Genomic DNA, 19,208 nt, shown 5'->3' with positions numbered 1-19,208 from the left:
GGACGCTCAAAAGATGGGACTGCCTCATTCTCCTGATCCTATGCTGGGAGGGCAATGCGCCGATCCCGTAGAGAAGCAAGGGCCTGCGAAAGACGTCGATGCCGGGCATATGGAAAGGCTCGAAGCGCTTGACCTGAACACGCCGAATAGAGAAGCGTGTTGGTGTAAACGTTGCGGTCGTAGCCGACGACGACGCCGGGCTCGAGCGCGACGACATTATTGCCGTCATCCCACTGCTCGCGCTCCTGGACGTAGGCATCACCACCCGTCTCCACGACGCGCAACTTCTGAAGACCGAGTGCGCCGGCCACCACCTCGGTCAGTGGCTGTTCCTCGACGCGGACGTCCACCGTACCCGGCTTTTCGCCGGGGCGAAGGGAATAGGTCTCGATGCCGTTCACCACTTCGGCGAAAATGGTGACGAGGTCGCGGTCGCAGAAGGTGAAAACCGTGTCGAGATGCATGCTCGCCCGCTCCTTGGGCAGCTTGCAGGCGATGACACGCTCGGCGGCTCCGTGGGCGAAGAGGGAGCGCGCGACCTGGCCCACGGCATGGGCCGTCGTGCGCTCGCCCATGCCGATCAATACCGCGCGATTGCCGATAGGCATCACGTCTCCGCCTTCCACCGTGGCCATGCCAAAGCCGCGGTCGGGGTCGCCGAACCAAATGGGAAAGCCGGCGTCCCGGAAGTCCGGGTGGAAGCGGTAGATGGCGGCGATGTTCACCGTTTCCAACTGCCGCGCGTTCCAGCGCATCGGATTGAGCGTCACGCCCTCGTAGATCCATGAGGTGGTATCGCGGGTGAAGAGATGGTTGGGCAGCGGCGGGAGGACGAAATCCTCCGCCGCAAGCACCGAAGCCACCACGCTGTTTGCCTTCATTGGCAATTCGACCTTGCTCAACCCGCCGACGAGGATGCTCGACAGCGCATCGGCATCGATCTCCATCAGGTGAGCATGCAGATCGTCGGCAAGGCCGACGCCGACCGTATTGTCGTTGACGCGCCGGTCGAGCAGCCAGCGCCGCGCCTCCGGGATACGCATGGTCTCCGTCAGCATTTCGCGCAGGAAGACCACCTCCACGCCGCGATAGCGCATGGCATCGACGAAGGTCATGTGCTCGACACGGGCCTGTTTCACCCACAGCACGTCGTCGAACAGCAGCTCGTGGCAGTTGGACGGCGTCAGCCGAGCCAGCGCGGTGCCTGGCCGGTGCACCATGACGCGGCGCAGCCGGCCCACCTCGGAATGCACCCCATAGACAAGGGTCATGTCGGTCTCCTCAGGCCAGGATCGTTGCGACGCTGAGGCAGATCATGATGATCGCCGACAGGATGAGAAGCAGCGGCCACATGAAGGCGAGCCAGCGCTCGTAGGGCACCCGGCCGATGGCAAGCGCACCCATCACCACGGCGAAGGTCGGGTTGACGAGGTTCACGAGGCCGTTGGCCGATTGATAGGCGGTGACGACGAGATCGCGGCCCGTGCCGACGAAATCCGCGACCGGTGCCATGATCGGCATACTGAGCACGGCGAGGCCGGAGGACGAGGGCACGAAGAAGGACAGAAGCACCTCGATCCAGTAGATAACGTTGACGAACACCACCGCCGACAGGCCGGAGACCGAGACCTCGGCCCAATGCAGGATGGTGTCGGTAATCTTGCCCGCATCCATGATGACGACGATGCCGCGAGCGAGCCCGATGATGAGGGCAACGCCCAGGAGATCGCGCGCGCCGTTCAGGAAAGCATCGACGAAATTCTGCTCGCCGGTCCGTGCGATAATGCCGATGAGAAGTGCGGAGGCGAGGAACAGGCCCGTCATCTCGCCCATCCACCAGCCGCCGAAAAGCACGCCCCATACCATCACCACGAAGGTCAGACCAAAGAGCGCCAGCACGATCTTGTGCAGGCCGGTGAATTCGAGTGCGGCATCGTTCTCGTGGCCGGCGAGGAAGTGCTTCTCGTTGTCGGCCTTGCGATCGTAGACGAGCGACTTGGTGGGATCGAGCCGCACGCGCTCGGCATAGCGCATCACATAGATGACGCAGGCGAGCCATGAGAGACCGAGGATGACGAAGCGCAGCACGATACCCTGCGTGAAGGGTATACCGGCGGCATCCGACGCGATCACCGTGGCGAACGCATTCACCGTCGAGCCAAGCACACCGACGCCCGCGCCGAGCAGGATTACCGCCACCGCTGTCACTGCGTCATAACGCGCCGCGATCATGACCGGGATCAGCAGCATGTAGAAGGCCAGCGTCTCTTCGGCCATGCCGTAGGTGGTGCCGCCGAAGGCGAAGAGGCCCATGAGGACCGGGATCATCCACTTCTCCCGGCCGCGCAGCGCCGTCATCGTGCTGCCGATGCCGGCGTTGATGGCACCCGTGGAGGCGACCACGCCGATAAAGCCGCCGATGACCAGCACGAACAGAGCCACGTCGATCGCATTGGCCGTGCCGCTCGCCGGATCGTAGAGACCGGCGATCGGCGCCATGATCACGTCGAAAATGCCCTGCGGGTTTGGGTCCGTCGTCTGGTAGGTACCGGCGACCGGCACCTCCCTATCGAGCGCGGTGTTGAAGGAGCGTTCATACTGCCCGGCCGGAATGACCCAGGTGAGCGCGGCAACGAGGATGATAAGGCCGAACAGAATGGTGAAGGCCGATGGAAAGGGGAGCCTCCGCGGCTCGGTTGCGTCGCTGGCGATGGCCATGACTGCGTCTCCTGGAAAGAATTGACGGGACCGCCCTTTCGGCAGTCGTCAATTCCCTAGCTCGAACGGGCCGCACAAACTTTGATCCAGCGCAACGTCTCCGAAGAAGCCTGACGCAGAAGCCGAGACACTACTTTCGCATACCCACCAGGTCGGAAATGGCAGTCAAGGTATTTGCGCCAGAGCAAAGAACTTCGGCCGGTCTGCCTGTAGCGTTTTCGTCATCGACAACCAGACACTACAAGGAGACCGAAATGTTCACGCGTCGCGAAGCACTGCTGGGCGTTGCCACAGCCGCCATGCTGAGTGCCCTGCCCTTCACGGCGTCGCCCGTTCTAGCAGACGAAGCCGACGCCCTGCCGCGCCAGACGGTCGCGCTGGTCCCGCCGCCCTTCGTGCATGATCACGAGCAGGTGGCGACCGGCGGGCCGAAGGTCGTGAAGTTCACCATGACCATTCAGGAGAAGGAGATCGTCATCGACGAGGACGGCACGACCTTCCAGGCCATGACCTTCGACGGCTCGGTCCCCGGACCGATGATGGTGGTGCACGAGGGCGACTATGTGGAGCTCACGCTGGTCAACCCGGCGACCAACGGCCTCGCCCACAACATCGACTTCCATGCTGCCACGGGCGCCATGGGCGGCGGTGAGCTGACCCTGATCAATCCCGGCGAGCAGACCACCTTGCGCTTCAAGGCCACCCGCGCGGGCGTCTTCGTCTATCACTGCGCGCCGGGCGGTCCGATGACACCCTGGCATGTGGTCTCGGGCATGAGCGGCGCGATCATGGTCCTGCCGCGCAAGGGGCTGACGGACGAGAAGGGCGAGCCCATCCGCTACGACCGCATCTACTATATCGGGGAGAACGACTTCTACGTCCCACGCGATATGGATGGCAACTTCAAGGGCTACGAGTCGGCGGGTGATGCGTATGCCGACACGGTGGAGGTGATGCGCGGTCTGGTGCCCACACATGTCGTCTTCAACGGGGCCAAGGGTGCGCTGACGGGCGACAACGCCCTGACCGCCAAGGTTGGCGAGACGGTGATGATCGTCCACGCGCAGGCAAACCGGGACACTCGGCCCCACCTGATCGGCGGCCATGGCGACCATGTCTGGGATGAGGGCAAGTTCGCCAACCCGCCCGCCAGGGATCTCGAGACCTGGTTCATCCGCGGCGGCTCGGCGGGTGCGGCGACCTACACCTTCCTGCAGCCCGGCCTCTATGCCTATGTCAATCACAACCTCATCGAGGCGATCGAGCTGGGAGCGGCCGCGCACATCATGGTAGAGGGCGAGTGGAACGACGACTTGATGAAGCAGGTCGACGCGCCGCGACCAATCGCGACCAACTGAGCCGGCAATCCGGCTTGTGCAACCACGGCCCGGCGCATCGCGCTGGGCCGTCTTCTTCTCGCAGGAGGAATGTGATGGGAAAGCTGGCTGACCATATGGAAACCAAGGCGCGCAACATGAACGACATGTTCGAACGGTGCGGCGTCGATCTCGCCGCCCTCGCAGCGGATCGGCTGGGCCTCACACTTGCTGCGGCAATCCGTGGCTGCATGTTCTGCAAGGCGGGCGAGGAATGCCGTTTGTGGCTCGACATCCACGACGGCATCGCACGCATCGACCCGCCCGAGTTCTGCCCGAACGCCGGACGAATCCGCCAAACGCGGCCGTAGGGCCATGTGCGAAGGCGAAGCTGTGCCTGGTACCTCTGCCCGATGACTGGCTTACGGCCTGCGGGGGCTCATCAGTGCCCGCCCGTAGATACCGGCAAAACCCAGGAAGGCGGACGCCCAGGCGAGCCCGGCAAGTGAGATCCAGAGCATCTCCGGGTCGAAGGCTGCCAGTATCCGCAACAGCGCGCCTGAAAACACAGCCGCGAAAACGCTCAACGCCCCGGGGCCAGCCTCGAGCGCCCTACCTGTATGCCCGAGCGTGGCGCGGACCATGACCGAAAGTGTCATGGCGCCAACGGCACCACCACCCAGCGCATGCATTCCCGCCGCCACCGGAAAGACGCCGGGTGCGAAAATCGCCAGCGAAAGCAGCCCGAGGCCGAGCGGAACGAAAGCGTAGGCAAGGTGAAGCACCGCGACCAGCGGATCGCGCCAGGTACGCTCGCCTGCCCAGCGCGCCAGTCGCCCGGCCTGCAGGATGGCGGCGAGCGCCAAAAGCGTTGCGGAAACCGCGTGTTCCGGCGCGACGGTCCACGCGGCCAGCGCCAGGACGGAAGCGGCGATGGAAAGGCCATCATACCGCCCGAAGGGAACCGGCAGCCGACCCGGATTCTCCCGCACCAGCCAGTTGCGCGTGAAGGACGGAATGATGCGGCCGCCGATCAGCATGATCAGGGTGATCGCCGCAGCGAGCCCCAGACGCCGGCTGATGTCGGAAACGCCATGGAACTGTGCCTCGATGTGGAAAAGACCGTTGGCGAGGAGAAGGACCGCAACCGGCACGAGGACCTTGAGATTGCGCCAGTTCCTGCCGGCGACGATCTCGCGGGCGATCGCCAGGCCGAGGGCGGCGAGAAAGGCGCAATCGATGACGGCGGTAAGCTGCCAGCCGAGCGAAACCGACAGACAGACGGCGAAGCGTCCCGCACCCCACAACAGGACGAGCACGAGAAGCGGCAGGCCCTGCACGGGCAGCCGGCCCGTCCAGTTGGGCACCGCCGTCAGAAGGAAGCCGGCGACGATCGCCGCGAGATAGCCGAACAGCATCTCATGGATATGCCAGTCCACCGGCAGAAACAGCATGCGCATGTCGAGCGCGCCGGTGTAAAGCGGCACCCACACGAGAATCGAAAGGCCGGCATAGAGCGAGCCCAGGAGAAAAAACGGCCGGAAGCCGTAGGAAAGCAAGGCGGGGCCCTCGAAGGCCCGGAGCCTGGGAATGGCCATGAATACACTCCAATGGAAAAACGGCCGGGCAGCACTGGCTCGTGCTTGTCCCGGCCGTATCGTCACATCGCCATGAAGACCGTAGCGGCGCCATGCCTCACTTCGAGGCGACGACCTGCCCGAACAGCTCGGCAAAGACCTTACCGGCCTTGCCGGGATGCTTCACCGTTTCCGCCTGGGCGGCATTGACGGGTTCACCGACGGTAATCAGGGCAACCATGCCCATGCCATAGTGGGGTGCGCATTTGATGCCGTAGATACCTTCCTCGGCGAGCCTCACCGTGACTTCCTCGTTGATCTTGCCCTTGAAACCTTCCGCTCCTTCGGGGACCATCCCCTTGATCGTCTCCGCGTTGTGGCCCTTGTCGACGGCCACGAAGCGGACCGTGTCGCCAGGCGCCGCACGGACGATGTCCGGCACAAAAACCATCGCACCCCTCTCGCCCTTGTTCAGCATCTCGATCACATGCTCCTCGGCGCCTGCAGCGCCGGTCACGGCGAGCAGGGCGCAGGCTGCGGCGAGCATTGTCTTTTTCATTTCGGTTCCTTTCCTATCGGTCTCGGGTGTTGCATCCTGTCTATCGCTGAGAGCAGGCAGAGAATTTGCGCTCGCGCAAAGTGAGTGGAAATATCTGACCGAACCGCCCGGAGATGACGTGCCGAAGCTCGATGCATCGCTGATTGCCGGTCTGCCTCCTTTTGAAGGCCTCGAAAAGGACGAGCTCGAGCAAGTGCTCGCCCCCGCCCGGTCCTTGCGGTTCGAAAGAGAGAAGCCGATTTTCGAGCAGGAGGCGGAGGCGCATCTCTTCTTCGTCCTGCTCGACGGGCATGTGCGCGTGGTGCGCACCACGACGGAAGGCCAACAGGTCATTGTCCGCTACATCAGCGAGGGTGAGGTCTTCGGCATCGCCGCCGCCCTTGGCCGCACGACCTATCCCGCGGCGGCAATTGCCGCGGTGGATTGCGTGGTGCTGGCCTGGCCGAGCGCGCTGTGGCCGGAGCTTTCAACGCGCTTTCCCGCGCTTGGCGCCAACACCTACAGGACCGTCGGCAGCCGCCTGCAGGAGGCGCATACACGCGTGGTCGAGATGTCGACGGAGCAGGTGGAGCAGCGCGTGGCGCACGCTCTCCTGCGCCTTGTCAGGCAGACGGGCCGGAAGACCGGTGAGGGAATAGAGATCGATTTCCCAATTACACGGCAGGACATCGCGGAGATGACCGGCGCGACGTTGCACACGGTTAGTCGGCTGATGAGCGCATGGGAGGGGGAGGGAATCGTCACGAGCGGACGCAAGCGCGTGACCGTTTCCGACCCGCACCGCCTGATGTTGAAGGCGGAAAGCCGCGAAAAGCGGTAGCCGGTTCCTCAACCACCCGCGATTGCCGCCCGCAACTCCTCCAGGAAGTCACCCTCGTCTATCCTGTGCTCGCGGCAAGCCTCAGTGACGGTGTGGAATGCGGTTATGGGGCAGCCGACGCACAGCATGCGATAGCGCAGGATGACAGAGATGGCGGACGGCCAGGCCCGCATGATCTCCTCAAGCGTCATATCCGGGTTAAGATACACCTTTCGCACGGCTGCTCTCCTTGCAGACGGCACTGTCGTCCGTGCCGCACCGCAAGTCCTTGTGCTTGCGCAAAGAAGATCGATTCTCAAACGGCCGCCGAGTGCCGCGCCGTGCTCTTTGCCAGATACTGATCGAAGCGGGCGGCGACGGACCGCACCAAGGGCCGCCCTTGCTGGGGTACGACAAAAAACTCACCCTGGCGGACAAGCATCCGCGCGTCCTCTTCTGCCACTGCCTCCGCTTCCTCGACAACAATACGGCCAGTCACGCCGAACCGGCGCACCACCTCCTCGCTCGAGAAAGCAAAGTCGCACATGAGGCGCTCGATCACCCAGGCGCGCGCGCGGTCCTCACCGCTGAAGGCGATCCCCCGCGCGGTCGCAAACTTACCCGCGTTGGCCAGGCGCTCGTAAGCGGGTGTCGCGGTGACGTTCTGCGCGTAACCTTGTTCCAGCCTGGAAATGGACGAAGGTCCCAGGCCGATTAACGTCCTGCACGGGTCGTCGGTGTAGCCTTGGAAATTGCGGTGAAGCCGGCCTTCGCGCGCGGCAATGGCCATCGAGTCGCCGAGCCTGGCGAAATGGTCGAGGCCGATCGGCTGATAACCGGCGGCAGCGACGATGCGGGCGGCGCGTTGCTGCTGGGCAAACCGCGCTTCCGGTCCCGGCAACCAGGTCTCGTCGATCATGGTCTGGTTCTTCTTGAACCAGGGCACATGCGCGTAGCCGAACAGCGCGATGCGGTCCGGCGCGAGAAGAAGCGCCTGCCGGATCGTCTCCTCAAGGCTTTTCTCCGTCTGATGCGGGAGGCCGTAGAGCAAATCGAGATTGAGCGAAGCCACGCCACGGGCGCGCATTCCGTCGGCCACCGCCTTGGTCTGTGCGAAGCTTTGTTCGCGGTTGATGGCCTTCTGTACCTTGGGCGCGAAGTCCTGCACGCCGAGGCTCGCCCGCGTCATGCCGATAGCGGCGAAAGCGTCAAAGCGCCCCTCGTCCATGTCGCTGGGATCGAGCTCGACGCTGATCTCGGCATCCGAACGGACATCAAATCCCCTGCGCAGCGCCGCATCGAGCGCAACAATGTCTTCAGGCCGCAGAATGGTGGGCGAACCGCCGCCGAAGTGTATGGCCCGCACGCGCGCCTGTTCGACCAGACCGCCGACCATGGCAATCTCCCGGTGCAATGCCTGCAGAAAGGCCGCCACCGGCTCGTAGCGCCGCGTCATCTTGGTATGGCAGGCACAGAACCAGCACAGGCGGTCGCAGAAGGGGATGTGCACATAGAGCGAGATCTCCTCGCCCGCCCCGATCTCCCTCAGCCAGCCGCTGAAGACCGCCCCATCGATGCCGGAGTGGAAATGCGGCGCAGTGGGATAGCTCGTATAGCGCGGCACGGCTTCGGAGAGCCGCCCCGTTCCGTTCCACGGTTCACCGGCCCGCTGCATGACTGATCCTCTCTTCACCGGGGTCGATTGCCCGCGATCGGGTCGGCCGGCTTTGACGTAGATCAAGGCGCGCGCACTCCTCTTCCGGAATGCATCCCCTCCGGGAGGAAATCAGGCAGGTGATGCGAATGAGAAATCCGAGCGTGAGCCAAATCGTCGCTGACAACAGCAGTCGAAGTGACGCAATCGAATTGCCCTTCGAGCGTGTCTTTGCGCTTGTGACTGCCGTGCTGTGGCGGGAACTTTAGCCCGTGGGCGATCCGGCTGGCGCTGGGGGTTGGGCCCTTTCCGAATCTCTTCTCAGGCGCATATTGCTCGCAACTGCGATACTGGGACTGGCAAGCGGCCTGGCCCTGCAGCTTGGCTTTCGTGCAGACGCTTTTCTTCCCCTTCGGCCGGAGATGATCTGGACGGCAGCGACGCTGCCCGTCGTGGCCGTTCTCTTGATTTCGATCCTGCGCGACTTCTGGATCGGTCGGTTCGGCGTCGATGCGATCGCATTCACTTCGATGTCGGCGGCGCTTCTGCTCGACCAGTCGCTTGCAGCGGTCGTGGTGGCGATCATGTATGCCGGCGGCACCGTGCTGGAAGACTTCGCGCGCGGCCGGGCCGAGCGCAACCTCAAGGCGCTGACCGACAGGTCGCCGCGATTTGCGCGCCGGAAATCCGCGGAAGCGGTCGAGACGATTCCGGTCGAGGATGTTCATGTTGCCGACGAGATTCTCGTTCGCGCCGGCGATGTGCTTCCGGTGGACGGCCATCTGCTCGACCCGACGGCAAAAATCGATGAGCAAGCCGTCACCGGCGAGCCATTGCCGGAAAACCGGCGCGCGGGGGACTTCCTCCGCAGCGGTACCGTCAATGCCGGTGAGGCTTTCACGATGCGAGCGTCGGCTCCCGCTGACCAGAGCACCTATGCAGGAATCGTGCGCATGGTTGCCGTTGCCCAGACGGCCAAGGCGCCATTCATCCGCATGGCGGACCGCTTTGCCCTTCTCCTGCTGCCGGTCACGCTGATTGTCGCCGCGCTCGCCTGGTATGCCTCGGGCGATCCTGTCCGCGCGCTCGCCGTTCTGGTCGTTGCAACACCTTGCCCCCTCATCCTCGCAGCCCCGGTCGCGTTCATCGGTGGTGTCTCGCGGGCAGCGCGCGCCGGCATTCTGATGAAAGGCAGCGAAGCGCTGGAAGCCCTTGCGCGAGCGCGTACCGCCGTCTTCGACAAGACTGGCACGCTCACCCGCGGCGGCGCCCAGCTGGTGGAACAGGAGACCGCACCAGGCCGCGACCCGGAGGAGGTGCTGCGACTGCTCGCCTCCCTGGAGCAGGCATCCCATCACGTGCTGGCGGACGCCATCGCTGGCGAGGCGCGTGCCCGCAATCTGCCGTTGTCACATCCCGCCAATGTGAAAGAACACCGCGGCGCCGGGCTGGAAGGCATTGTTGACGAAACGCAGATCCGTGCCGGCTCGCGCGCTCTCGTATTGGGCGACAGCCTCGCGCCGATCTGGGCAACGGACGGCGAAAGACGTTATGGCGGCCAGCCGGTGCTCAGGGTCTATGTTGTCCTTGACGGCCGCCTTGCCGGCGTCTTCACCTTCGGCGACGCCTTGCGCGGCGACGCCGCCGAGACACTCCGCACCTTGAAAGCGTCCGGCATCGGCCGGACGGTCATGCTGACAGGAGATGATGACCAGGCTGCGGCACGCGTTGCCACACAGCTCGATCTCGATGCCGTGATCGCCGAAGCAAGCCCGGCGGAAAAGGTCAAAGCGGTGAAAGATGAGATGCGGCAGGCGCCGACCATGATGATCGGCGACGGCATCAACGATGCCCCCGCCCTGGCTGCTGCCACGGTTGGCGTTGCCATGGGCGCGCGCGGCGCCACCGCTTCCTCGCAAACCGCGGATGTCGTGATCCTGACCGACCGCCTGCGCCCGGTGGGCGAGGCCCTGCAGATCGCGCACCGCACGCGCGCGATCGCCCTGCAAAGCATCGTCGTCGGCCTAACCCTCTCGGGAGTGGCGATGATCGCCGCCGCCTTTGGCCTGATTACGCCGGTCGCGGGCGCCCTCCTGCAGGAAGGGATCGATATAGCGGTCATTCTCAATGCCCTGCGGGCACTCGGCGAAGGCAGCGGTCCCGGGTTGAACCGGGCTCTGTCGGTTTCCTTGACCACCAGCATACCGCGCCAATGACGTTCCGCCAGGTGCGACATCACTTCCGTTGAAGCCCGTTTGATCGGCCGTTAATAGTGGTATCAAATTTACCACTTATTGGATGATCCATGAGCAATCTCCGCATCGAAACTGCACGGCCAAAGCCGGAAGAACCGCTTGCCACCGAAGGCGTCGACCGCGCCTTCATAGGCGGGATCGTGGGCGATTTTTATACCCGTGTGCGCAAGGACGAGGGGCTGGGGCCGATCTTCGCCCGCCACATTGCCGGCGACTGGGAGCCGCATCTTCAAAAGATGACCGACTTCTGGTGCTCGGTGATCCTGAAGTCCGGGGAATATCAGGGCCGTCCCGTCCCGGCGCACCTGAAGCTCAAGGAGGTGCGAGAATCCGACTTCGCCGTCTGGCTCGGCCTCTTCCGCCAGACCGTGCAGGACCGCTGTTCACCGGAGGTGGCCGGCGTCTTCATCGACCGCGCCGAGCGGATCGCCAGAAGCCTGCAGCTTGCCATGTTCTTCACCCTCGATGCGGCCGGGAAGGAGCCTGCCGATCATGACCGGAAATAAGCGCTTCGTGCACGCCGCCGCAGCCTTCGTCGCGCTCTTCTGGCTCGGCATGCTCGTCGGCGTTTCCTTTCTGGCCACGCCGGTGAAGTTCCAGGCGCCCTCGCTCGACCTGCCGGTGGCGCTGGATGTCGGCCGCGTCACCTTTGCGCTCTTCTCGCGCATCGAATGGATTCCGGCCGTGCTCCTTCTTGCCGTTGTCGTGTTGCCGCGCCTGAGCGGCTGGATGATTGCGGCGGCGATTAGCATCGTTGCGCTGCTCGCCGCTGAATTCTTCTGGCTGCTGCCGGTGCTCGATACGCGCGTGGCGGCAATCATTGCCGGCGAGCCGCTGCCGTCCAGCCCGTACCATTTCCTCTACGCCTCGGCGGAGGTCGTGAAGGCCTTGCTCCTTCTGGCCATCGGGCTCGGCAGCCTTCTGCGGTTGGCCAGCCCACCCGCCGCCTCGGCATCGGAGTAGGCCCATGCGCATGACGCTTCACACCGACTATGCGCTGCGCATGCTGATGATGCTCGGCATTCGCGACGGCGAGCCGGTGACGGTCCAGCAGGTGGCCGAGTCCTTTGGGCTTTCGCGCAACCACCTCCTGAAGGTGGCGCTGAAGTTGCGCAACCTTAGCGTCATCACGGCAACGCGCGGCCGTTCCGGCGGTATCGCGCTGGCGCGCAGGCCGGAAGACATCAATATCGGCGCCATCATCCGCGCCACCGAGGACGATTTTGCGATGGTGGAATGCATGAAGACGGATGGCGGCGCATGCCTTCTCTCCCCGGCATGCCGGCTGAAGGGGGTCGTGCACGAGGCGCTCCAAGCCTATCTCGCCGTCTTCGACAAATACTCGCTGGCGGATTTGATCCAGAACAAAGAAGCGCTCGGCCTGCTGCTTCAAATGGAGCACGGCAAGGCACCGCAAAGGGCAGAATAGACAAGGGGGTACGACTTTGATCGCAGGACTGACCGCCACGGAAAGACAGATCGGACTCGTGCTCGCCGGGCTCGTCACATTGATGGGTGCGGCGCTCGGGATCGCGGGCCGCAACGACGTGCTGGGTTATCAGGGCTTGCTGATCGTAGTCTTCGGCGCGCTCGTGATGATCGCGCTTCTGCGAAATCTCGACGCGCCAGAGCCGGACGAGAGCCGGCTTGCCGAATATTACGACGATCCGATCCGCTTCGGCATCGTGCTTACGATGCTGTGGGCCATCTTCGGCATGTTCGTCGGCCTGTGGGTGGCCGCGCTTCTGGCCTGGCCCGAACTGACCTTCGACGCGGCCTGGGCGAGCTTCGGACGCCTGCGCCCGGCGCACACGACAGGCGTCATCTTCGGCTTCGGCGGCAATGCGCTGATCGCCACCTCGCTGCATGTCGTGCAGCGCACCTCGCGCGCCCGCCTGCCCGACCAGGTGAGCCCCTGGTTCGTGCTGCTCGGCTACAACCTTTTCTGCCTGCTCGCCGTCACCGGCTATTTCGCCGGCATCACCCAGTCGAAGGAATATGCCGAGCCGGAATGGTATGCCGACCTCTGGCTGGTCATCGTCTGGGTCGCCTATTTCGCGCTCTATATCCGCACGCTCGCCCGCCGCAAGGAGCCGCATATCTATGTGGCCAACTGGTATTACATGGCCTTCATCCTGGTCGTGGCGGTCCTGCACATCGTCAACAACCTCGCCGTGCCGGTCTCCTTCGGCAGCGCCAAGGCCTATTCCGCCTTTTCCGGCGTGCAGGACGCGATGACACAGTGGTGGTACGGCCACAACGCCGTCGCCTTCTTCCTCACCGCCGGCTTCCTGGGCATGATGTACTACTACCTGCCGAAGCGTGCCGAACGGCCGATCTATTCCTACCGGCTGTCGATCATCAGCTTCTGGGGCATCACCTTCATGTATATGTGGGCGGGCTCGCACCACCTGCACTACACTGCCCTGCCCCACTGGGTGCAGACGCTGGGTATGACCTTCTCGGTGGTGCTGCTCGTGCCCTCCTGGGCTTCGGCCGCCAACGCGCTTCTCACCCTCAACGGCGCCTGGCACAAGGTGCGCGACGATGCCACGCTGCGCTTCATGATGGTCGCGGCCGTCTTCTACGGCCTGTCGACCTTCGAAGGCTCGTTCCTGGCGATCCGTGCCGTCAACTCGCTCTCGCACTACACGGACTGGACCGTTGGCCACGTCCATGCCGGGGCGCTTGGCTGGGTGGCGATGATCACCTTCGGAGCGCTCTACACGTTGACGCCGGCCATGTGGAAACGGGCGCGCATGTATTCCAATACGCTGGTGGAGGTGCACTTCTGGTGCGCGGTGATCGGCACACTGATCTACGTCTTCGCCATGTGGAACTCCGGCATCATCCAGGGCCTGATGTGGCGCACCTACAATGACAGCGGGACGTTGACCTACTCCTTCATCGAGTCGCTGGTCGCCATGCATCCCTATTACATCGCGCGCACCCTCGGCGGGCTCTTCTTCCTCGCCGGTGCGGCGGTCGGCACCTACAACATCTTCATGACGATCCGGCACGAGCCGCTGCCACTCAGCCGGCGCGCGGAAGCGCTCGGTACCGACCGTCCGCTCGTGCCGGGGGAGTAAGGATATGCCTGAAGCACACAGGAAACTGGAACGCTCGGCCATCGGCTTCGTGCTGGCCATTGTTGTTGTCGCGAGCATCGGCGGGCTGGTCGAGATCGCGCCGCTCTTCACCATCGACGAGACCGTCGAGGAGGTCGAGGACATGCGCGTCTACACGCCGCTGGAGCTTGCCGGCCGCAACATCTACATCCGCGAGGGCTGCTATGCCTGCCACAGCCAGATGATCCGCACGCTGCGCGATGAGGTGGAACGCTACGGCCCCTATTCGCTGGCCGTGGAATCCCAGTACGACCATCCGATGTTGTGGGGATCGAAGCGCACCGGCCCCGACCTCGCCCGCGTCGGCGGCAAATATTCCGACGAATGGCACGTTGCACACCTCGTCGACCCACGCGCCGTGGTGCCCGAATCCAAGATGCCGGCCTACGCCTGGCTTCAACGCAACACTCTCAAGACCGACGACCTGCCGGGCCATCTTACGGCCATGCACCGGGTGGGGGTGCCCTATACGGACGCGATGATTGAGAACGCCGCGCACGACGCCTTCGCCCAGGCCTATCCCGACAGCGACATGGCCGAGGGTATGGCCGAGCGCTACGGCGCGGACACCAATATCCGCGCCTTCGACGGCGATCCGGGGCGGCTCACCGAGATGGACGCGCTGGTCGCCTATCTGCAGATCGTCGGGCAGTTGACCGACGCCGCCCACGAGAAGCGGACCGGCGAACAAGTCGTACGGGCCGAGGAGACGGAATGATGGACATCGACCACGAAACCCTCGTCGCGCTCGCCAAGAGCTGGGGGCTCTTCTATCTCATCGCGCTGTCCATCGGCGTGCTCGTCTACACCTTCTGGCCCGGCAACCGGAAGCGCTTCGCCCGCGCCAAGCTGATCGTGCTCGACAAGGAGGATCGGCCATGGCGGTAGGCGAACGCGATCCCGTTACCGGCAAGCACACGACCGGACACGAGTGGAACGGCATCAAGGAGCTAGACAACCGCGTTCCGCGTGCCGTCTTCTTCTTCCTCCTCGCCACCATCCTTTTTTCCATCGTCTACTGGGTGCTCATGCCGGCCTGGCCCTTGGGCGTCACCTATACGAAGGGCCTGCTCGGCATCGACCAGCGCCAGACAGTGGAGAAGGCTGTTGAGGAAGCCGCCGCCCAGCGCGCGGCATGGACGGACGAGATTGTCCGGCTCGACTTCGCCGAGATCACCAAGCGTCCAGAGTTGATGCGGATCGTGCGCGAATCCGGCAGCACTTTGTTCGGCGACAATTGCGCCGTCTGTCACGGCACCGATGCGAAGGGCAGTCCCGGCTTCCCGAGCCTCGCGGACGATAGCTGGCTATGGGGTGGTAATCCGGAGATCGTGGCCGAGACCCTGCGGATCGGCATCAATTCGACCCATCCCGAGACGCGTTTCGCGCAGATGCCGGCCTTCGGCCGCGACGGCATCCTGGACCGGCCGGCCATCTCCTCCATCGTCTCCTTCATCCGCAACAACGCCGAAGGCATCGACGATCTGGGACCGCTGGACATGAAGGGCGTGGAGGAAGGCGCCCAGCTCTTCGCCGAGAACTGCGCCGCCTGCCATGGCGCGGAGGGGCGCGGCGATCCGGCCATGGGCGCACCCGATCTCATGGACAATTCCTGGGTGATCAGCAGCGACCGCGCATCGCTGAGCCGCACCATCTGGCAGGGCCGGCAGGGCCAGATGCCGCACTGGGAAGAGCGGCTTGCCGAGATCGACCGCAAGATCCTTGCGATTTACGTGACGGAGATCGCCGGCAGGAAAATGGAGGCGGCGCAATGAGGGCGGTTGTGCACCGCCTGGGGACGCGGTTCTGGGTGCTGGGCGGGGCGGTCGCCGCCCTCCTCCTCGTCGTCGGCGCCAACGCGCACCTGCTTTATGTGGCGTTCGAGGCTCGGCCGGATTGCGTCGACCATATCAGGATGCCGGACGAGACGCGGCCCGGTGAGTTCCGCGCGGCGAAGTCCGCCTGCTGAAGGTGGGAAAGAGAGCAAGAACCATGGCGAACGACATCCACGCAAGCAACGTCGAGGCCGCAGCACCGGCCATCCGCAGCCGCGACCTGCCGCCCTCCGAAGCGTTTCGCTGGCTGGGCGCCGGCTGGCGCGATTTCATCACGCGGCCGGGCCTGAGTCTCGTCTACGGTTTCGGCGTGCTCACCCTGTCGGCGCTCACCGTGGCGGTGATGTTCGCCGCCGGCTGGGACCACATCCTGTTTCCCGCGCTCTCCGGTTTCATGATCGTCGGCCCGCTGATCGCCATCGGCACCTATGAGAAAAGCCGCAGGCTGGCGGCGGACGAGCCGCTCGGCCTCGGGCACGTGCTCTTCATTCCAGTGCGCTCCGGTGGGCAGATCTTCTTCGTCGGGCTGATCCTGGCCTTGCTCATGGTGTTCTGGATGCGCGCGGCCGTCCTCATCTATGCGCTCTTTTTCGGCCTGCGGCCCTTCCCCGGCCTCGACCAGATCATGCCGATGCTCATTTTGACGCCCATTGGCTGGGCGATGCTTCTCACCGGCACCGTTGTCGGTGGGCTCTTTGCCGCCTTTTCCTTCGCCATCAGCGTCTTCGCCATTCCCATGATGGTTGATCGCTCCACCGACGCGCTGACGGCCATGGGCACCAGCATGGCGCTGGTGTGGAACAACCTGCCCGTCATGCTCATGTGGGGCGGCATCGTGCTGGCCTTCTTCCTCGTCGCCATCGCCACCGGGCTTCTCGGCCTCGTGATCATCTTCCCGCTTCTGGGCCATGCCACCTGGCATGCCTACACCACCATCGCCCGGAGCTGAGACCGTGGGCTGCTGCGCCCCTGGAGCCGACGTTGCGCCGGCGGGCCGGCCCGCCGAAGAGGAGGTGCGCCTTGCAAGCCGCACGCTGTCCGAAACGCTGATGCAGACGGATCTCACCGTGCCGGCGGCCCATTGCGGCGCCTGTATCCGTGCGATTGAGAAGGCGCTCCTGGCGCTGCCCGGCGTGGAGGCCGCAAGGCTCAACCTCTCCACCCGCCGGGTTGCGGTGCAATGGCGCAAGGACGGCCCGGTGCCGCCTTTCTTCGATGCGTTGGCGCGGGCGGGCTACGACGCCGCCCTTTATACGCACGACCAATCGGAGGACGATCCCGAATTCGGCCGCCTCCTGCGCGCCACGGCGGTGGCGGGTTTCGCAGCGATGAACATCATGCTGCTTTCGGTCTCCGTCTGGTCGGGCGCGGATGCGGAGACGCGCCAGGCTTTCCACATGGTCTCGGCGCTGCTGGCGCTGCCGGCCATCGCCTATTCCGGCCGCATCTTCTTCGCCTCCGCGTGGTCTGCGCTCAAGGCGCGGCGCACCAACATGGACGTGCCGATCTCCGTCGGCATCCTGCTCACGCTGGCACTCAGCCTGCACGATACATTTCGGAACGAGCCGCATGCCTATTTTGATGCCGTGGTCTCGCTCACCTTCTTCCTCCTCATCGGCCGCACGCTCGACCACATGATGCGCCGCAGGGCCAGAACCGCCATCGTCGGGCTGGCGCGCATCATGCCGCGCGGGGCGGTGACCGTGTCGGCCGACGGCGTACGCGACTACAAGGAGGTCCGGGCGATCGTGCCGGGCGAGACGCTGCTCGTCGCCCCGGGCGAGCGCATCCCGCTCGACGGAACCGTCATGCATGGCAGCGGCGAGCTGGACGCCCAGCTCGTCACCGGCGAGGCCGCGCCCGTGGCCGTCGGCGCGGGCGATACCGTCAGCGCCGGCATGCTGAACTTGAACGCCTCACTGACCCTCCGCGCCGAGCGGAAAGCAGAGGATTCGTTCCTTGCCGAGATGATGCGCATGATGGAAGCGGCCGAGGCCGGCCACTCGCGCTACCGGCGGATCGCCGACCGCGCGGCGAGCCTCTACTCGCCGGTCATCCACACGCTGGCGCTTGCCGCCTTCATCGGCTGGATGGCGGCCACGGGCGACTGGCACCGCGCGCTCACCGTGGCCGTCTCGGTTCTGATCATCACCTGCCCCTGTGCCCTGGGGCTCGCCGTGCCGATGGTGCAGGTAATGGCCGCGCGTCGGCTCTTCGAGCGCGGCATCGCGCTCAAGGACGGCAGCGCGCTGGAGCGGCTGGCCGAAATCGACACGGCCGTTTTCGACAAGACCGGAACACTGACGCTCGGCGACCTGCGCGTCGCCGCCTCCACCGTGCCTAAGCGCGACCTGGCAACCGCAGCGGCCCTTGCGGCCCGCTCCCGCCACCCCGCCGCGCGCGCCGTCGCGCGGCTCGATCAGGCCGGCGAAGACCTCATGGTGGAAGACTTCGCCGAGCAGCCGGGCCTCGGGATCGAGGGACGGATCGGCGGCGCACTCTACCGCCTCGGCCGTCCCTCCTGGGCGTGCGCGGAGACCACCTCTGCAAGCGAACGGAGCATGAGTGCCCTGTCGCGCGACGGTGCTCCCCTCGGGACGTTCTCCTTCACCGAAACGCCGCGCGCCGACGCGAAAGGCGCCGTCCACGCCCTCCTGGAGCACGGCATCGCCGTGGAGATCGTGTCGGGCGACGGCGCGCAGGCAGTCGCGGCCGCCGCGCACCATCTCCGCATCGAAACCTACCGGGCCGCGATGCTGCCGGCGGACAAGGTGGCACGGCTGGAAGAACTGCGCAGGCAGGGCCGCACCGTGCTGATGGTCGGCGACGGTTTGAACGATGCGCCGGCACTTGCCGCCGCGCATGTCTCCATGGCTCCGGGCAGCGCCGCGGAGGTGGGGCGCAACGCCGCCGACATGGTCTTCTTCACCGGGGCACTGAGCGCCGTGCCGACGGCACTGGCGACGGCCCGGCGCGCGGCGGTGCTGGTCCGCCAGAACCTGGCGCTTGCGGTGGTCTATAACATGGCCGTCCTGCCGCTGGCGCTGGCCGGCCACCTCACCCCGCTGATCGCCGCCATCGCCATGTCTTCCTCCTCGATCCTCGTCGTCGCCAACGCCCTCAGGCTACGCGGGGGAGAGCCGACGCTGAGGCCGAGTGAACAGCGTGCACCGAAACTGGAGGAGGTTGCCTCATGAGTTATCTCGTCTGGCTCGTCCCGCTCGCCATCCTCATGGGCATAGCCGCCCTCGTCGCCTTCCTCTGGTCGTTGCGCGACGGGCAGTATGAAGACCTCGACGGCGCGGCTGCGCGCATCCTCGTCGACGAGGACCGTCCCATCCGCGAACAAAATGCCTAGCGGGGCGGG

The 19,208-nt window shown here is 65.0% G+C and carries 21 protein-coding genes; 15 read left to right on the top strand and 6 right to left on the bottom strand.

Annotation, left to right across the window (positions count from 1 at the left end; translation table 11 throughout):
* Positions 1–38: 38 nt before the first annotated feature.
* Both N1058_RS19900 and N1058_RS19895 read right to left on the bottom strand, forming a co-directional pair.
* Positions 39–1,271: an arginine deiminase gene (locus N1058_RS19900; protein ID WP_265519333.1), complete on the bottom strand. Its 1,233-nt coding sequence runs from the start codon at positions 1,269–1,271 to the stop codon at positions 39–41.
* A gap of 10 nt (positions 1,272–1,281) precedes the next feature.
* Positions 1,282–2,718, bottom strand: a complete 1,437-nt coding sequence (locus N1058_RS19895; RefSeq protein ID WP_265519332.1) for a YfcC family protein — start codon at positions 2,716–2,718, stop codon at positions 1,282–1,284.
* Between the two features lie 254 nt (positions 2,719–2,972).
* Between N1058_RS19895 and nirK the strand changes: the two genes are divergently transcribed.
* Both nirK and N1058_RS19885 read left to right on the top strand, forming a co-directional pair.
* Entirely contained in the window at positions 2,973–4,076 is a 1,104-nt protein-coding gene (nirK, locus tag N1058_RS19890; RefSeq protein ID WP_265519331.1) for a copper-containing nitrite reductase, read from the top strand.
* A 74-nt stretch (positions 4,077–4,150) separates the two neighbouring features.
* Positions 4,151–4,405, top strand: coding sequence for a DUF6455 family protein (locus N1058_RS19885; protein ID WP_265519330.1), 255 nt, complete (start codon positions 4,151–4,153; stop codon positions 4,403–4,405).
* Between the two features lie 51 nt (positions 4,406–4,456).
* Here the strand turns inward: N1058_RS19885 and N1058_RS19880 are convergent, their stop codons facing one another.
* A complete protein-coding gene (locus tag N1058_RS19880; protein ID WP_265519329.1) occupies positions 4,457–5,632 on the bottom strand; it encodes an NnrS family protein in 1,176 nt (391 codons plus the stop codon).
* A gap of 97 nt (positions 5,633–5,729) precedes the next feature.
* On the bottom strand, positions 5,730–6,170 hold the full coding sequence (locus N1058_RS19875; RefSeq protein WP_265519328.1) for a pseudoazurin: 441 nt from the start codon (positions 6,168–6,170) through the stop codon (positions 5,730–5,732).
* 118 nt (positions 6,171–6,288) lie between these two features.
* Between N1058_RS19875 and N1058_RS19870 the strand changes: the two genes are divergently transcribed.
* Complete coding sequence (locus tag N1058_RS19870) at positions 6,289–6,990, top strand: Crp/Fnr family transcriptional regulator (protein ID WP_265519327.1); 702 nt, start codon at positions 6,289–6,291, stop codon at positions 6,988–6,990.
* A gap of 8 nt (positions 6,991–6,998) precedes the next feature.
* Here N1058_RS19870 and N1058_RS19865 read toward each other — a convergent pair whose 3' ends face one another.
* Both N1058_RS19865 and hemN read right to left on the bottom strand, forming a co-directional pair.
* Positions 6,999–7,208, bottom strand: a complete 210-nt coding sequence (locus N1058_RS19865; protein ID WP_338040704.1) for a DUF1858 domain-containing protein — start codon at positions 7,206–7,208, stop codon at positions 6,999–7,001.
* A 77-nt stretch (positions 7,209–7,285) separates the two neighbouring features.
* Complete coding sequence (gene hemN / locus N1058_RS19860) at positions 7,286–8,644, bottom strand: oxygen-independent coproporphyrinogen III oxidase (RefSeq protein ID WP_265519326.1); 1,359 nt, start codon at positions 8,642–8,644, stop codon at positions 7,286–7,288.
* Between the two features lie 251 nt (positions 8,645–8,895).
* On the opposite strand from hemN, the gene N1058_RS19855 reads away from it, so the two are divergent.
* The 12 genes from N1058_RS19855 to ccoS all read left to right on the top strand — a co-directional run bounded on the left by N1058_RS19855 (position 8,896) and on the right by ccoS (position 19,199).
* The gene (locus N1058_RS19855; RefSeq protein ID WP_265519325.1) at positions 8,896–10,839 is read left to right on the top strand and encodes a heavy metal translocating P-type ATPase; all 1,944 of its coding nucleotides are present in this window, start codon (positions 8,896–8,898) and stop codon (positions 10,837–10,839) included.
* A gap of 89 nt (positions 10,840–10,928) precedes the next feature.
* Positions 10,929–11,384: a group III truncated hemoglobin gene (locus tag N1058_RS19850; protein ID WP_265519324.1), complete on the top strand. Its 456-nt coding sequence runs from the start codon at positions 10,929–10,931 to the stop codon at positions 11,382–11,384.
* Positions 11,371–11,841 carry a hypothetical protein gene (locus tag N1058_RS19845; RefSeq protein WP_265519323.1) on the top strand — a complete coding sequence of 157 codons (471 nt, stop codon included), beginning with the start codon at positions 11,371–11,373 and terminating at the stop codon, positions 11,839–11,841. Before N1058_RS19850 ends, N1058_RS19845 begins: the two co-directional genes overlap by 14 nt.
* A 4-nt stretch (positions 11,842–11,845) precedes the next feature.
* Positions 11,846–12,307, top strand: coding sequence for an RrF2 family transcriptional regulator (locus N1058_RS19840; protein WP_265519322.1), 462 nt, complete (start codon positions 11,846–11,848; stop codon positions 12,305–12,307).
* Positions 12,308–12,323: 16 nt separating this feature from the next.
* Positions 12,324–13,967 carry a cytochrome-c oxidase, cbb3-type subunit I gene (gene ccoN / locus N1058_RS19835; RefSeq protein ID WP_265519321.1) on the top strand — a complete coding sequence of 548 codons (1,644 nt, stop codon included), beginning with the start codon at positions 12,324–12,326 and terminating at the stop codon, positions 13,965–13,967.
* Positions 13,968–13,971: 4 nt separating this feature from the next.
* Positions 13,972–14,724, top strand: coding sequence for a cytochrome-c oxidase, cbb3-type subunit II (ccoO, locus tag N1058_RS19830; protein WP_265519320.1), 753 nt, complete (start codon positions 13,972–13,974; stop codon positions 14,722–14,724).
* Entirely contained in the window at positions 14,724–14,894 is a 171-nt protein-coding gene (locus N1058_RS19825; RefSeq protein WP_265519344.1) for a cbb3-type cytochrome c oxidase subunit 3, read from the top strand. The genes ccoO and N1058_RS19825 overlap by 1 nt, the downstream gene beginning before the upstream one ends.
* Entirely contained in the window at positions 14,885–15,781 is an 897-nt protein-coding gene (ccoP, locus tag N1058_RS19820) for a cytochrome-c oxidase, cbb3-type subunit III (protein ID WP_265519319.1), read from the top strand. The genes N1058_RS19825 and ccoP overlap by 10 nt, the downstream gene beginning before the upstream one ends.
* On the top strand, positions 15,778–15,975 hold the full coding sequence (locus N1058_RS19815; protein ID WP_265519318.1) for a hypothetical protein: 198 nt from the start codon (positions 15,778–15,780) through the stop codon (positions 15,973–15,975). The genes ccoP and N1058_RS19815 overlap by 4 nt, the downstream gene beginning before the upstream one ends.
* 23 nt (positions 15,976–15,998) lie before the next feature.
* Entirely contained in the window at positions 15,999–16,790 is a 792-nt protein-coding gene (locus N1058_RS19810; RefSeq protein WP_265519317.1) for a DUF2189 domain-containing protein, read from the top strand.
* Positions 16,791–16,794: 4 nt separating this feature from the next.
* The gene (locus tag N1058_RS19805; protein WP_265519316.1) at positions 16,795–19,038 is read left to right on the top strand and encodes a heavy metal translocating P-type ATPase; all 2,244 of its coding nucleotides are present in this window, start codon (positions 16,795–16,797) and stop codon (positions 19,036–19,038) included.
* Positions 19,035–19,199 carry a cbb3-type cytochrome oxidase assembly protein CcoS gene (ccoS, locus tag N1058_RS19800; protein ID WP_265519315.1) on the top strand — a complete coding sequence of 55 codons (165 nt, stop codon included), beginning with the start codon at positions 19,035–19,037 and terminating at the stop codon, positions 19,197–19,199. Before N1058_RS19805 ends, ccoS begins: the two co-directional genes overlap by 4 nt.
* Positions 19,200–19,208: the final 9 nt, after the last annotated feature.

The sequence above is a fragment of the Nitratireductor luteus genome (assembly GCF_026162365.1).
Lineage (GTDB): Bacteria > Pseudomonadota > Alphaproteobacteria > Rhizobiales > Rhizobiaceae > Chelativorans > Chelativorans luteus.
Note: the sequence above shows the minus strand (reverse complement) of the source record. Positions and strands in the feature narration are given on the sequence as shown.

Excerpts from the sequence above, each read along its gene's own strand:
- N1058_RS19845 (WP_265519323.1), top strand. The coding sequence starts at position 11,371 with ATGACCGGAAATAAGCGCTTCGTGCACGCCGCCGCAGCCTTCGTCGCG.
- N1058_RS19885 (WP_265519330.1), top strand. The coding sequence starts at position 4,151 with ATGGGAAAGCTGGCTGACCATATGGAAACCAAGGCGCGCAACATGAAC.
- N1058_RS19825 (WP_265519344.1), top strand. The coding sequence starts at position 14,724 with ATGGACATCGACCACGAAACCCTCGTCGCGCTCGCCAAGAGCTGGGGG.
- hemN (WP_265519326.1), bottom strand. The coding sequence starts at position 8,644 with ATGCAGCGGGCCGGTGAACCGTGGAACGGAACGGGGCGGCTCTCCGAA.
- N1058_RS19810 (WP_265519317.1), top strand. The coding sequence starts at position 15,999 with ATGGCGAACGACATCCACGCAAGCAACGTCGAGGCCGCAGCACCGGCC.
- nirK (WP_265519331.1), top strand. The coding sequence starts at position 2,973 with ATGTTCACGCGTCGCGAAGCACTGCTGGGCGTTGCCACAGCCGCCATG.
- N1058_RS19850 (WP_265519324.1), top strand. The coding sequence starts at position 10,929 with ATGAGCAATCTCCGCATCGAAACTGCACGGCCAAAGCCGGAAGAACCG.
- N1058_RS19815 (WP_265519318.1), top strand. The coding sequence starts at position 15,778 with ATGAGGGCGGTTGTGCACCGCCTGGGGACGCGGTTCTGGGTGCTGGGC.
- N1058_RS19895 (WP_265519332.1), bottom strand. The coding sequence starts at position 2,718 with ATGGCCATCGCCAGCGACGCAACCGAGCCGCGGAGGCTCCCCTTTCCA.
- ccoO (WP_265519320.1), top strand. The coding sequence starts at position 13,972 with ATGCCTGAAGCACACAGGAAACTGGAACGCTCGGCCATCGGCTTCGTG.
- ccoP (WP_265519319.1), top strand. The coding sequence starts at position 14,885 with ATGGCGGTAGGCGAACGCGATCCCGTTACCGGCAAGCACACGACCGGA.
- N1058_RS19840 (WP_265519322.1), top strand. The coding sequence starts at position 11,846 with ATGCGCATGACGCTTCACACCGACTATGCGCTGCGCATGCTGATGATG.
- N1058_RS19875 (WP_265519328.1), bottom strand. The coding sequence starts at position 6,170 with ATGAAAAAGACAATGCTCGCCGCAGCCTGCGCCCTGCTCGCCGTGACC.
- ccoS (WP_265519315.1), top strand. The coding sequence starts at position 19,035 with ATGAGTTATCTCGTCTGGCTCGTCCCGCTCGCCATCCTCATGGGCATA.
- N1058_RS19900 (WP_265519333.1), bottom strand. The coding sequence starts at position 1,271 with ATGACCCTTGTCTATGGGGTGCATTCCGAGGTGGGCCGGCTGCGCCGC.
- N1058_RS19880 (WP_265519329.1), bottom strand. The coding sequence starts at position 5,632 with ATGGCCATTCCCAGGCTCCGGGCCTTCGAGGGCCCCGCCTTGCTTTCC.